13 protein-coding genes are annotated in these 14,590 nt (G+C 31.9%); all 13 read right to left on the reverse strand.

The features are described 5' to 3' along the window. Positions 1–15: 15 nt before the first annotated feature. The 13 genes from rfbC to BM137_RS06020 all read right to left on the reverse strand — a co-directional run bounded on the left by rfbC (position 16) and on the right by BM137_RS06020 (position 14,481). Positions 16–585, reverse strand: a complete 570-nt coding sequence (gene rfbC, locus BM137_RS05960; protein WP_177192512.1) for a dTDP-4-dehydrorhamnose 3,5-epimerase — start codon at positions 583–585, stop codon at positions 16–18. Continuing rightward, a complete protein-coding gene (gene rfbA, locus BM137_RS05965; RefSeq protein ID WP_092480258.1) occupies positions 579–1,469 on the reverse strand; it encodes a glucose-1-phosphate thymidylyltransferase RfbA in 891 nt (296 codons plus the stop codon). Before rfbA ends, rfbC begins: the two co-directional genes overlap by 7 nt. Before the next feature lie 24 nt (positions 1,470–1,493). Next, positions 1,494–2,912 carry an MATE family efflux transporter gene (locus BM137_RS05970; RefSeq protein ID WP_092480259.1) on the reverse strand — a complete coding sequence of 473 codons (1,419 nt, stop codon included), beginning with the start codon at positions 2,910–2,912 and terminating at the stop codon, positions 1,494–1,496. A gap of 106 nt (positions 2,913–3,018) precedes the next feature. Then, entirely contained in the window at positions 3,019–3,888 is an 870-nt protein-coding gene (locus BM137_RS05975; protein ID WP_092480260.1) for a glycosyltransferase, read from the reverse strand. A 568-nt stretch (positions 3,889–4,456) separates the two neighbouring features. Next, on the reverse strand, positions 4,457–5,647 hold the full coding sequence (locus BM137_RS05980) for a glycosyltransferase (protein WP_092480261.1): 1,191 nt from the start codon (positions 5,645–5,647) through the stop codon (positions 4,457–4,459). Next, positions 5,637–6,944, reverse strand: coding sequence for a hypothetical protein (locus BM137_RS05985; protein ID WP_092480262.1), 1,308 nt, complete (start codon positions 6,942–6,944; stop codon positions 5,637–5,639). Before BM137_RS05985 ends, BM137_RS05980 begins: the two co-directional genes overlap by 11 nt. 15 nt (positions 6,945–6,959) lie before the next feature. Further along, positions 6,960–8,078 (reverse strand): glycosyltransferase, encoded by a 1,119-nt coding sequence (locus tag BM137_RS05990; protein ID WP_177192513.1) that lies wholly within the window; start codon positions 8,076–8,078, stop codon positions 6,960–6,962. Between the two features lie 256 nt (positions 8,079–8,334). After that, entirely contained in the window at positions 8,335–9,429 is a 1,095-nt protein-coding gene (locus BM137_RS05995; protein WP_092480264.1) for a glycosyltransferase family 4 protein, read from the reverse strand. Further along, on the reverse strand, positions 9,429–10,295 hold the full coding sequence (locus BM137_RS06000; RefSeq protein ID WP_092480265.1) for an NAD-dependent epimerase/dehydratase family protein: 867 nt from the start codon (positions 10,293–10,295) through the stop codon (positions 9,429–9,431). Before BM137_RS06000 ends, BM137_RS05995 begins: the two co-directional genes overlap by 1 nt. Further along, positions 10,292–10,921 (reverse strand): sugar transferase, encoded by a 630-nt coding sequence (locus BM137_RS06005; protein ID WP_092480464.1) that lies wholly within the window; start codon positions 10,919–10,921, stop codon positions 10,292–10,294. The genes BM137_RS06000 and BM137_RS06005 overlap by 4 nt, the downstream gene beginning before the upstream one ends. A gap of 106 nt (positions 10,922–11,027) precedes the next feature. After that, positions 11,028–12,896 carry a polysaccharide biosynthesis protein gene (locus BM137_RS06010; RefSeq protein ID WP_425248179.1) on the reverse strand — a complete coding sequence of 623 codons (1,869 nt, stop codon included), beginning with the start codon at positions 12,894–12,896 and terminating at the stop codon, positions 11,028–11,030. A gap of 125 nt (positions 12,897–13,021) precedes the next feature. Beyond that, entirely contained in the window at positions 13,022–13,726 is a 705-nt protein-coding gene (locus BM137_RS06015; RefSeq protein WP_092480266.1) for a CpsD/CapB family tyrosine-protein kinase, read from the reverse strand. A gap of 14 nt (positions 13,727–13,740) precedes the next feature. Next, on the reverse strand, positions 13,741–14,481 hold the full coding sequence (locus BM137_RS06020; RefSeq protein ID WP_092480267.1) for a YveK family protein: 741 nt from the start codon (positions 14,479–14,481) through the stop codon (positions 13,741–13,743). Positions 14,482–14,590 lie beyond the last annotated feature (109 nt).

Genomic DNA, 14,590 nt, shown 5'->3' on the forward strand with positions numbered 1-14,590 from the left:
CAATAGCTCCTAGCATTAAATTTCACCATAAACAAATGGGTTGTTTAACTCAGCAAGAGTCGGATGTTGCATATCTTTTTCAGACAATACCAACTTATCGATCGGCATCGGCCATACGATTCCAATTTCTGAATCATCAAACGAAATTCCGCCATCATTCTCTTTGGAATACACTTCATCCACTTTGTATTGCACATTGCAATTCGGGGTAAGCGTCACAAAACCATGGGCAAACCCTTTTGGAACAAGGAGTTGGCGGTGATTGAACTCACTTAATATATAGCCTTCCCACTTTCCATATGTTGGAGATCCAACGCGCAAATCAACCAATACATCGTAAATCACTCCAGTAGTTGCACGGATCAGTTTCGTCTGTGCCTTTGGAGGTGTTTGAAAGTGCATGCCTCGAAGCACCCCTGGTTCTACAGAAAGAGAATGATTGTCTTGAATAAAGTCATGAGATATTCCAGCTTTATGGAATTTCTCTTTCGTGTAACTTTCCGTGAAGAAGCCCCTATGGTCTCCAAAAACAGCAGTTTCAATAATTTTTACATCTTGTAAGTTCGTTTCAACTATATTCACCATTTTAAAGTCTCCTGTCTGTCTATTTCAGCAATTCGTAATAGATATTGTCCATATCCATTTTTCTTCAATGGTTGGGCTAATTCAATCAATTGTTCACGCGTGATATACCCCATCCGGAATGCAATTTCTTCTAAACAAGCGACTTTTAAGTTTTGACGTTTTTCAATCGTTTCAATAAACATACTCGCTTCAAGTAAAGACTCATGTGTCCCCGTATCCAACCATGCATATCCACGTCCGAGAACCTCTACATCAAGTTCGCCCATTTCTAAGTAACGTTGGTTGATATCCGTGATTTCTAGTTCCCCTCTATCAGAAGGTTCGATGCTTTTTGCGATGTCCACTACTTTATTATCATAAAAATAAAGCCCAGTAACCGCATAATTACTTTTTGGCTGATCCGGTTTTTCCTCAATCGATAAAGCTTTCATGTCATCGTCAAATTCAACGACACCGAATCGCTCAGGATCATTGACGTGATAACCAAACACAATGGCTCCCCTTTCTATAGAAGCAGATCGTTGTAACATATTTGAAAGCCCGCCACCATAGTAGATGTTGTCTCCCAAAATCAGACATACTGAGTCGCCATCAATAAATTCTTCCCCGATTATGAAAGCTTCAGCTAATCCATTTGGTTCTTTCTGAACAGAATAAGACAAATTTAATCCTACCTCGGATCCATCCCCAAATAATCGTTCAAATCTTGGCGTATCCTCCGGAGTAGATATAATTAAAATATCCTTAATCCCTGCCAACATTAAAATGGACATCGGGTAGTAAATCATTGGCTTATCATAAATTGGCATAAGTTGTTTTGAAGTTGATTTTGTTAAAGGGTATAAGCGTGTTCCACTTCCTCCTGCTAAAATAATACCTTTCATATGAACAGACTCCCTTTTATTTTTTTATTTTACTATTAATGCTTTCATAAATCTAAAAGTATCTCTAAAATCATTAAACTTGATACCAATATACAAAATGTATACTGTTAAATATATTAACATTCCAAACCATGCATTAATATTCCAAGCAACGAAAATAAAAATAAATGTCATAATTAATTCCAGAACGATATCATACCAGACATCAATACTTAGAATTCCAGATAAGTATTTTTCAGCTATGATACTTTTTAGTGCTAGCAAAATCACTATGGAAATCATTGCTAAAACTAGGTTCTCTAGAAGAACAGTCGTTACTATAGTTGAAATAACGCTTAAAATTACAGTTATAACATTTATTTTTAGTAATAATTTTTCTTCTCTTAGGGTTTTTAAATAAGTGTTTGTTAATAGTCCGACTTTGCCCTCAAAAATAATTATAGGAAAAACCAAGGCCATGTACTCTAGACTTTCAGCGTATTCAGGTAGCCATATAGAAAGAAGAAAATTTATCGGATAATAAAAAGTCAAAGACCCTAATAGTACTAGCATCAGAATATTCCTTATACCCATATATATTGATGATAACTGTTCTTTTCTTGCATTTCTTAAAATAGGATAAATGACTAAACTTATTGCTATAATAAATTTCATAAGTAAGTTCGATACGCTCAAAGTTAGGGATACTTTTCCAAAAGTTGCCACACTCCAACTTCGTTCTATTCCAAATTTTACTGTACCTAGTATCAGGCTACTCGCAATATTTGCAAACATTAATTTACTACCACTGCTAATATTTGCAACGATTTCTTTAATATCAATATAGAATTCAGAGATTCTTCTAAAAACTATATCTTTACACATAACCATTGTATATATTAATGAAATACATTTTCCTACCAAATCTGCAAAAACAAGTAGATAAAAACTTTTCACCCCCAATAGTATTAATCCTGATATAAGAATAAAATATATTATTCGATCTACAATTGTTGTTTTTGAGTAGTCTTTTATCCGACCAGTGGCTTGAAGAATATATATTAAGAATATTCTTGTATTTACAAAAAGCACATTCAAAGCGATCATACTAAAAACAAATATTTCATTTTCCGAAGAAAATGCAGAGCTTATTCCGATTATGGCTAATATTGCAATAAATAGTTGAAATACTGATAAAGTCCAAAACTGTGAAAAGAGTGGTTTTTTATTTAATTCTTTATATTTCATTCCTCCATATTTTAGGTATACCCCATCATTCCAACCAAAATGCAAGAAACCTACATATGAAGCGTAAAATAAATATATCTGCCAATAACCATAGTCTTCAACCCCAATAACTTTAGGTACAATTAATGTTACTAAGGCAGAAATTAACATTGAAATTAAATTAGAAGATATTGCATAAGAAAAACTCTTCACAATACTGATGAACTTATTATCCATTTTCCACCCCTCTTTCTATTACCATTTTAATTTATAACTTTTTATACAATCGAAACTAATAAATAGAATACCTATTTTTTGTAATTGCAAACATTAATTTGTAAGCTTAATTAGTAATGCTTTCTTCCATTTCACTAATTAATACGTCTACTGATTTTGCCTTAGTATTTCTTACAAATTTTATTTTTTCATCACTTTTTTTATATACAGCATTTGTAGAAACTCCCTCTAAATGTCTTATCTTTATACTAGGAAGATATACACTTTTCAACCTATTTTTCTTCAACTGTACAAACAAAATAGCTTCTTCGCGATACATAAACGTTCTAGGGTCTAAGCCTTTCATTTTTTCGAAAAAAGCAGGGGTGAAAATTATACAACATCCATGTACTATTACGTTTTCTTTTCTTTGATTATTATAATCGCGATATAGGTGTTTTTTTCTTAAAATAATTATTTTTTCGAAAAAGTTCATATTCATAATTTTATTTTTCAATACATCTTTCATTGAATCTTCTTTTTTTAATTTTGCTAATTCTTTGCGGTAGTGCTCTATTCCTCTTAGTTTTTCAGGAAATTTTTGGACTGAACCATCATTTAAAATAATTTCTGGTCCAATTATAGCTGCGTTTGATTTATTAAATTCTTTTTTTATTAGTTCGTGAAAGTTATTTTGTATCAGTAATGTATCATTATTCAGGCAACACACAAATTCTGCTTTTAAAATATCTTTTGCATACTCAATTCCTAAATTGTTCCCCTTAGCAAATCCTAAATTTTCATTTGATAATATAACTATTATTTCATTATTATCTTTATATAATTCTTGTAGTTTCTCCCCAGTACCATTGGTAGAGCCATTATCTACTATTACAATATAATAGTTATCTCTACTTTTTTTTAAGATTGAGTCAACACAATTTTTTGTTAGTTCAATTGTTATATAATGTAATACTACATAAGCTAATTTCCCCATATCTTCTCCTTATCTCTCTTTTTTTTCAATTCTGATTTAATAGATTATTCCTAAAAGAACAATCGTATCTAGTACACAAAAAAGCGATATGCATTTACGCTTAAAAAGTCCTTGAGTGTGTTAATAAGTCATTGAAGAAAAAATTAGAACTAATCATGATCAATACGTATCTTCGATTTATATAAAAGTAAAGTAGTTTTTTAAAGTTAAAAACTACTAACTAAAATATCGAACCAATGTATCTGCATACAAGTTGAAAGCATACCAAATGATTGATCTTTTCAATTTTAATTATTTCCTTTCAACAGACCAGAAAAATTAATGACTACATTTAAAGATGTAAGAACGCTTCAATTCACTATTCAAAACATGTCCGGATGCAACTAAATTATTAATAGTATTTTGTCGATTATTTAAAGCTAATATTTGAACTCTCTTAGTTAAATTGATGATTTTTCTAAGAGAGTTATATAGTGAAACATTATTAACTATATAACGTACAAAAATTTTATAAATCAAAACAAAAGATAGTTTACAAACATATTTGTTTTGAGCCAACTATTTTTTTCTATTGAAATAGGTTAGAATACAAATTTTCGTACATTTTTGACACATTCTTTGTTGAAAAGTTTTTTTCGGCAACTTTTAAACATTTGGTAGCCATACCGGAATTACCTTTAAGCTGTTTTTCGATAAAGTTGAATACGTTTAAATCAATTTCATCATTAAAACTTACCCCCACACCGTGCTCGTCTACTACTTCTTTACCACCTATCGCATTCTTATTGCATATAATCGGGACACCAGAGGATAAGTAATCTACTGTTTTAATACCCATTCTAACGTCTGGTCTTGCCATTATTTGCAATCCACATAAGCATCCAGCAATTTTTTTATGCAGTTTTTCTGGCGATTCATTCTTAACCATGTATCTATCTTTTGGAATTCCAATTTTGTTAAACTCTTTTTTTACAGTATTAATATTCTGTGCCATAACATAATATTCGAAATTAATGTCTGGAAATTTTTCTATAATTTTTTTAGTAAACGCTGCATATACTCTAATGTCATTCCATCCATAACCAATGCTTCCTACATAACATATAGATTTTCTAGATTGAGCGTTGCACAATTTTGTCATTTGACTTTCACTTTTCACTTCTGCATTATTTGGTATCACTATAGTATTATTAGAGTTTTTTGCTAAGTAATCTTGAAAGTTGTGTGTGGTAGCAATTGAAACATCAGATTTTTTTAGAATGATTTTTTCGATTTCCTCCCATGTTTTATATTTTTTAGAATGTTTTTTTACCTTATAAGTACTATTTATCTCAGTTAGATAAGGCGATCTTGCATCAAATACAGATTTAACGGAATTCTCTGTTTCACAAATTTTAGCTGCAATATATCCAGCATTATACCCTCTAGCATGTATAATATTAATATTATTGATTCTTATTATCTTTTTCAATCTATAGATGAGTTGCATTTTAAGGAAATGTATTTGTGTTTTTGATAGTGGGAATTTCAAGACTAAAACAGGTATTCTTATTACTTTAATATTATAACTTTCAAGATAGGCAGCAACTTTATTAAATTCTTCTTTCTTTTTAAACATGTAATCTAATCTACATGCCCACAATAGTACTATTTCATACTTCTCTCTATTTACAGATTTAAGTATATCTATAACTTGTGTTTTTACAATTGGAGAAAAAATTTCTTCTCGAACAATTAAGTAACCTACTTTAAGTTTCATTGGAGCACCTCTCTTTCGTAATTTTTCTATATAATAATGAGATGAAAATTACAAGTATTTCAAAATATGTTCCTGTAAAAAAATAATTGTTTTTTATGGACAATCCGAATGTAATTAAAATCATTATGACAATAATTTGATTAATATAATTAATTTCTCTAAAATTATATTTTTGCTTTATGAGCTGATTCTTAACTCTAAATGTATCTACAAAAACCTTTAAATACCAAATCATACTCAAAGTTAAGCCAATAATTCCAATTGAATAAATAGTTGTTGTGTATCCTGGATCTTGGTTAACATTTGCCGCAATTCCAAATATAATATTAGTTAAACTAAGTCCGTCAAAGTTAAAGTGATTTAAAAATGTACTTTCAATATTAGTATCAGCATAAGAATCCATAAAACCATTTACAACACTATTAAAATGTGGAAAGTAATTACTTAACGTATTTTGTAGATTCCCCCCAATACTTGTAGTAGCAAGGAAAAGCAAAAGAACTGGCACTGCTATAATACTTATAAAGATTATACCTAACCTCACTTCAAATTTTTTGTTTTTGTTTTTCCTGTTTTTTATAATAAACAAAAATAGGATTACTAACAAAATGAGAATTGAAAATCTTGATGTTACTAATGTACCACCCATAAAAAGAATCATCATAATTCTTAAATTAATTTTTTTTGTTGTTTTATAAGGAAATGCAGATGATAGGATATATCCCAGGACACAAAGTAACCCTGCCATATCAAAACCAATCATCAATCCTGTAGAACGTAAAGGCCTAATTTTTTTGTCGAATCCAGTAAACAATGATAACATATGTTGTAATTCTAAATTAAAAGCTGTAACAATTACTAAAAAAGCATGAATTGCTAGAACCTTTATTAATGAATATATTATTGCTTCATTTGATTTTTTTGAGGCCGCAAAAATAGTCCAAATAGAAATAAGTGATATTATACTTCTTAAATATCTTCCAACTAGAACAACTAAAATATTGTCATTTAACAGCATCATAAAAAACGAATACATTAATATTATTAAAATGCCTACTACGTACGAAAAGTAATTCTTATAAAAAACTATATTTTTTTTCTGTGATAATACAATTATCACAGTAAATAAGCTTGCAATTATACTAGTATCAAAATATAGGCCGATTTTAGGTCCAAAGAGCAAAAAAAATAGATATGGAGTTATCAAATAATTAAATAGATTCACCCTTGATTTGTTTTGTAATTTAGAATAATAACCACTTTTATCCATTTCAGTATTTCTCACTAATTCTTCCACACTCCACCCACTCTTCTATTTTATACCGAGAACTTTGAGCCAATAGTTTAAATTATGATTATAGGAGAAGTTTTCTGTCCAATTGACATATGAACCTCTACTATAATTCAGCCATACTTCGAATGAACTACCTAATTTAAGTACAGCTTCGATCCAATCTCTTTTATTATTTTCGTCATTTATTAAAAAGCCCGTTTCATTATTTATCACTTGTGAATTATAACCAACATTTGAACCAATTACAGGTAAACAAGTAGAAATATATTGTACTAACTTAAAACCACCTTTACCTAAAGTGTAGTCGTTTTTATTTAAAGGCATAACTCCAATATGAGCATTATATATTTGTTCTTTTGCTAAACTTCTTGTCCATTTCATATTAATTAATTTTAAATGCTTGGTTTTATACTCTACAGATTTGTTACACACACATATAAGAACTAGCTGTTTTTTTTGTTTTTCATGAAGTATTATTGAGGCTTCATCTAAAGCTTCAATAATGCTAACTAAATGAGGGATATTTCCTGAAGTTGCTACCCAGACTAATCTAATTTCATTATCAAAAGTTTCTTTTCTTTTCTTTTCTAATTTTTTTTGAGAAAAACCTTGTAAATCTCCGTCAGTTGTCGGTAGTAAATCTACTTTTTTTTCATACTTTGTGCCTAGTTTTGACTTCAAAAAATCATTAGTAACAACAATTTTGGAACTGTTTCTCATTAATATTTCTGCCTGCAAATTTGATATTTCACCACTATTAAATATATAATCATCAAAATCCCAAATAAAAAATGTGTTTTTAGTTACTTTATCAATAAGGACTCTCAATAAGAACGGAGTATATCTAGGACAAAAAGACTTCGATAAGATTATATACTCAGGTTTATTCACTAAATCAATTAATAAAAATGTTGTTACTCTAATTAACATAATAATATAATATATTATTCCTAAAAAAGCATGTAATATTTTTTTGTTTTTAGGAACTTGGAGATATAATTCGTATAGTTTATCTGGTGCAATATTTCTAATAAGTACGTCCGTTTCGAATTTTTCAACATATTGAATAATTCGATAATAGCTAGATGGAGTTATATTCGCGTTTCTAACATATACTGTAATTTTTCGGTTATTCATTAAGGACCTCATTCTCTGATGATTTTTAACATAATGATTTAGTTTTTTATTATATATAGCTTTTTCGAAACATCTAAAACATTATTTTGACTTATTTTTTTAATTATTATCAAATTATTTGTAGAGACAAATAACAACTTAAGTTTACTTTCTAAGATTAAAGGGTCTTAATTAAGATGTTTTCTCAAAATGATTATATCGCATGAAAGAAAAAGCACAAAGGAACATTAATAGCTGTAATATTAAATGTTCCTTACTAAGTAATTTTAGATAGTTCATTAGTATAAGCTTCTATTACAATTTTTCGGTCAAACTCTCTTTCAACTTTTTCTCTACCAGCTAATCCCATCTTTTTTTTCTCTTCGTAATTCAATTTAATAAATGCTTCGACTTGCTTAATTAAATCCTTAGTATTTTTTTGTTTAACGATATACCCAGTAATCTTATGATCAACAACTTCTCTACAACCACTTCTATCTGTTGTTATTATCGGCCTGCCACTAGCAGAACTTTCTAAGAGTACGTTTGATAAACCTTCGGGATAATAAGTAGGATGTATCGTGCAATGAGTTTTCTTCAGTATTTTACGAACGTCTCTTACCATACCATGATAAGTTAAAACACCTTCATTATGTAATTCATTTAGTTGTTCTTCATACTTTTCTTCACAAAAACCACACACATGAAATTTAGTGTTTGGGTATTTTGCAGTAATGTATTTTGCAGTTTCTATATATTGATCTATTCCTTTTTCTTTCATAATTCTTGATATAAAAACAAACTCTATCGTATCTTCAGAAGGATATTCTAATACTTGAAAATGATTTAAGTTAACTCCCGATCCAGGAAGTAGTTCATGTTTATCCACTACAATATTGTTCTTTTGGAAAAAATTCATGTTTTCTGTATTTTGAAAAAAAACTCTTTGAATCTTTGAAAAGGCTAATTTGTATAATGCGACAGTTATTTGTTGCATTATACCATTTTTTTCAACGGCAGTTCCTAAACCTGTAATGTTTGCTACATATGGGACGCCATATTTCTTTGCAGCAATTCCCCCGTATATATTGGGTTTTATCGTATACGTCAATACAACATCTGGTTTTATATCTTTCATTATCTTTTTATAGTAATCTAAAAGTTTTATTTCTCTTAAGGGATTAATACCATGACGTTCAATGGTTGCCTCAATATACTCACATCCCATTGCTACTAAATCATCTATTCTCTCCCCATAGGGTGAAGAAATAACGACTTCATGACCATCCAATAATAATCTCTCAACCAATTCTTTTCTAAAATTATAAATTACTACATCATGATTCACTAAAATCAATACTTTTTTAGACACTAATAACCACTACTCTCTGTCATCTCAATAGATTCTCTCAAGCTTCTTATTTGGTAGTTCCCTTTAGTATAATTGCTTAAACATTTATCATATATTAGGTTGCCAAATACTTTGTTTATAATCTCAATTCTACTACAAAATCTAATTATCCTATTAAATTTTTTTGTCATAAAAATACGTTTCCCACTAATTTCTGAGATTATCTTCACTAATTCACTTGTCTTCACATATGCTGCATTTTGCGGAAAGAATAACCCTGTTTCTTTATTATCGACCATTAGTTTTAAAAATTCGCATAAATTGTCGATATATAACATACTACGTTCATTAACATAATCTGGGAATATTGGTGTTGCTTTTGCTAACTTTACTAGTCTAGGGTAATTTCCCTTTGAGTCTTTCCCATAAATCATTGGTGGTCTCACGATCACAACTTTAAAGTTATCTGACTCCAAATGCTTAATTCCTTCTTCTGCTTGGAGTTTGCTATCACCATAAAAGTTACTCGGTGTCGGGATTGTTTCTTTGTCAATTAGTCGCTTATTGCTGCTACTATCACCATATACAATTATACTACTCATAAATATGAACTGTTTGACTCCTTCAAATTTTGCTTTATTTGCAACTTCAATCGTCAGATCTCTATTCACTTGATAATAAAGTTCTTCCATTTTCGGGTCAGAAGAAACGTGAGCTATTCCAGCCACATGGAGAATTGAATCATATTGATAAAAATCTTCATATTTCCAATCATCGTTTCTTAAACTAATTTTATCAACTTTGTAATCGTCTGGTTCTTTCAACAACCATTTCTCGACTGAATTGCCTACATAGCTATTTTTACCAGTAATTAAGATTTTTTTCATTTACTCACTGACTCCTCAACTTTGCTTTTAGAAGATGTCTTGCTTTGTTTTTTCTTCGCAGTGTCTCCTGTTCCGCCTTCTAGAACTCCATCTGACTTAACGACACTTATAATAGTTTCTACAAAACACTTCACATCCATTGTAAATCCAATTTTTTGTACGTATTCTCCGTCCAATTTCGCTTTTTCCTCGATTGGAAGCTCATCTCTTCCGTTTATCTGAGCCCACCCAGTCAATCCAGCTGGCACATCATTTGCGTTGTATTTATCTCGTTCTTCAATCAAATCGTATTGGTTCCACAATGCTGGACGAGGTCCGATGATGCTCATATCGTTTTTTAAGATATTGAGGATTTGAGGAAGTTCATCCAACGACGTTTTCCTCAAAAACTTTCCTACACGGGTGATCCATTGGTCTGGATTCTCCAATAAGTGAGTCGGCATATCTTTCGGTGTATCGATTCGCATTGTCCGAAACTTTAAAATATAGAAGTATTTCTTATTTAAACCGACTCGTTTTTGTTTGAAGAGAATTGGACCTTTAGAGTCCAGTTTGATGGCCATAATTAAGATGAGAAAAAGAGGAAACAAGACAATCAACCCTAAAAATGAAAGGATGATATCCATTACTCTTTTGATGATTTTATAATCCACTGATCCACTCACTCCTCAATCAAGTATGTAAGAGAAATAGCTTCGGTTCTTTTACCGCTCAACCAAGGCTTCCCTCCTTTTATTGTGCAAAGATGACGCTTGGATTTTCCATATCTTCTTCTACGTCTTCCGTTTGTTTGTGCTTGTTGTTGGCAAAATCCACCAACTTCACTTTCAGCTCATCATCGCTATACATTTCCAATCCATGAACAAAATGCATGACTTCTTCAATCGGTAGGTTGTTGACTTTTCCTACGAATATTTTCTCATACACTTGCCGATCGGTATGTTCACCGGTTGCCAAGAGTTCTTCGTAAAGCTTTTCTCCTGGGCGGATACCGGCTTCAGTGATGTTGATTTCGTCTTCTGTGTAGCCAGACAGCTTGATCATTTTTTTCGCTAAATCAACAATTCTAACGGGTTCCGCCATGTCTAAGACAAAGATTTCTCCGCCTTGCGCCAACGCTCCTGCTTGAAGTACTAACCGGCTAGCTTCTGGAATAGTCATAAAATAACGCGTCATTCGAAAATCGGTCACAGTGACAGGACCGCCGTTTTTAATTTGTTCTTTAAATAATGGAATGACACTTCCTCTACTGCCTAGCACGTTGCCAAAACGTACGGCAACAAAATTCGTTTTTCCTTCTTCATTCAATCCTGTGACAATCATTTCAGCAATTCGTTTAGTAGACCCCATCACATTCGGTGGGTTAACGGCTTTATCCGTCGAAACCATAACAAAGCTTTGCACATCTGCCGCTTTAGCAGCTTCTGCCATATTTTTCGTTCCGTAAACGTTATTCTTTACTGATTCTGTTGGATTGTATTCCATTAATGGGACATGTTTGTGAGCAGCTGCATGGTAAACGCGATCTGGTTTATATTGTTCCATGATTTTAAAAATACGTTCTCGGTCTTGTATATCCGCTATGATAGGGACAATTTCTGTATTGGTATGTAAATTCATTAATTCCTTATTGATTAAATAAATGGAGTTTTCTCCATGTCCTAACAATAAAATACGTTTTGGTGAAAAGCGGATAATTTGCCGACAAATCTCTGACCCAATCGAACCACCTGCTCCACTCACCAGAACGGTTTGACCAGATAAGTTTTCAGCTATGGTTTCCATATCTAACTTTACTTCTTCTCGTCCTAATAAATCGACCACGTCAATTTCTTTAAACTTGTTGACTTCATACTTGCCTAAAACGACTTCTTCTACCGAAGGCATTTGATTCACTTTAGCATTTGTTTGAGCACATATCTCTACAACTTCATTCAACTCTTGAGGTGATAAAGAAGGTATCGCTACAGTAATTTGTTCGATTTCATGAAGTTTAACCAATTCTGGAATATTTTCTACTTTGCCAATAACCGGCACACCATAAAGAGTCATACGCTCTTTGGCTGAATCATCATCTATTATTCCAATCAGTTCCACTTCAAAGTCATGTCGTTGAAGACTTTTGATAAACAAACTACCACCTTGTCCTGCTCCTACAATCAAAGTCCGTACTTTTTGAGTAATTTCGCCATGAACAGATAGTTCTTTTAATTTTTGTTGATGTTCGTTATAAATCCGCCAAATAATCCGACTTCCTGGAATAAGGGCTACAGAAAATAGGTATGTCAATAACATGAAGCGAAGACTGATGGATTCTACGAACGGTACGGATATCAATGAAGCTGCAAAAAAAGCTAACGTAACTGCTGCCATATGGTTAAATGTTTCTCGAATACTCGTGTAGCGATTGATTTTGAAAAAAAGGTGGAAACGCAAGGCAAAGAACAAGTAAAACACCCAGCTTAGACCGAGGGCAATCCAAAAATCTCTTGTTAATAACGAAATGTAAGGTTCTAAAAATATGTAAGAAAGAATACTAGAAGCCAGGATAGCAAATGTATCAAACGCTAGCAGTACTCTCCGCTTCATTTTGCGATTTATCACTTAATCTCTCCTCCTCCGTATTTTATACTGAATATAAAACAAAAAATGAATCTGCAATTTTTAATCACCTGCTAAAGAGGTAACGTGGATTCATTTTTTGCCTCCTGTATGATAGTTGCTATCTATTCTTCTCCGTAATAGTAATAATAGCTATCACTTGCTTTGTCTACTCTGTTGAAAATAGCTCCTAAAACATTGGCATTCACCATTTCTAATAACTCTTTTGATTTAAGCACTTCGTCTTTGGTGGCTTGTCCTTTTGGTAATACAAAAATGGTGCCGTCTGCTTTACTCGCCATCACTTGTGCATCTGTTACTGCAAGAACCGGAGGCATATCATAAACAATAAAGTCAAATTCTTCTTCCAATTCCTTCATTAACTCGTCCATTCGCTTAGAGCCTAAGAGTTCAGCCGGATTTGGCGGTATAGCTCCACTTGTTAAGGTATATAAACCTTCAATGTTAGTGCGATAAACCATATCTTCAATTCTTGTCCCACGGTCTGTTAATAAAGTAGTTAGTCCATCATTGTTGCGGACACGGAATGTTTTATGTACAGTCGGCTTACGCAAGTCAGCGTCTACTAAGAGAACTCTTTTGTCTTCTGAAGCAAATGTTGCGGCTAAATTAGCAGATATAATTGATTTCCCGGATCCCGGACCTGCTGAAGTAATGACTAAGCTTTTCAAGTTTTCATCTACCATTGAAAACTGGATATTTGTCCTAATAGTACGGAATTGTTCAGAGACAACTGAATTAGGTTTACTCGAAACAACTAAACCTGGACGTTCTTTTGTTGCTTGTGGTTTCTTTTTCATTCCAAACATTTCATTTCCTCCTTCTATACACGGCTTCTTGCACTGCGCGTTTCTGTATTACGCTGTGGTATTTGTTGTTCTGATTTCAACTCGTCTTCAGACATTTCAGAAACTTTCCCAAGATTTGTCCATCCCAGTTGTTCCGAGATGAATTTTTCATCTTTAACAGTTTTGTCTAAAAATTCAAAGACAAATGCTAAGCCGACTCCAACCATTGATCCCAATAAGAGTCCAATGACCAAGTTTAAAGGAGTGTTTGGTGAAACAGGACTTGTATTAGCAATTGCTTCAGAAATAATAGTTACATTATCTACGTTCATAATATTTCCAATTTCGTTTTGGAAAGTACTCGCCACAGAATTGGCAATTTCAGCCGCATCATAAGGACTTTCATCTGTTACTGTTAATGAAAAAACTTGTGAATTATCTTGTGTTATAATTTGGATTTTCTCTGCTAGTTCACCTGTAGTTAAGTTAGTCTTTAAATTTTGACTAACTTCGTCTAAGATAACCGGTCCTTTGATAATATCTTTATATGTATTAATCATTTGAACATTAGTATTAATGTCGTTTAACTGAATGCCTTCTGCAGATTCAGTGGTACGATTAACCAATATTTGCGTAGTCGCACTGTACTGTGGTGTGACAATAAAAAAAGTGAATACTGAAGCAATGATCAACCCGATTAGACCTAAGCTCACAATCATGCTCATTCGTTTTTTTATAACATCAAACAGCTCAACTAAACTAATTTCTTCTTCCATGATTTCCTCCTGAACGGCGTTTTGCCAAAATATAATGAAACATTACCATTTGGATAGACCAATTTTGACAATGTTCTTTACTACTATAACACATTATTTCCTTGATACT

The sequence above is a fragment of the Desemzia incerta genome, from assembly GCF_900115825.1.
Classification (GTDB): Bacteria; Bacillota; Bacilli; order Lactobacillales; family Carnobacteriaceae; genus Desemzia; species Desemzia incerta.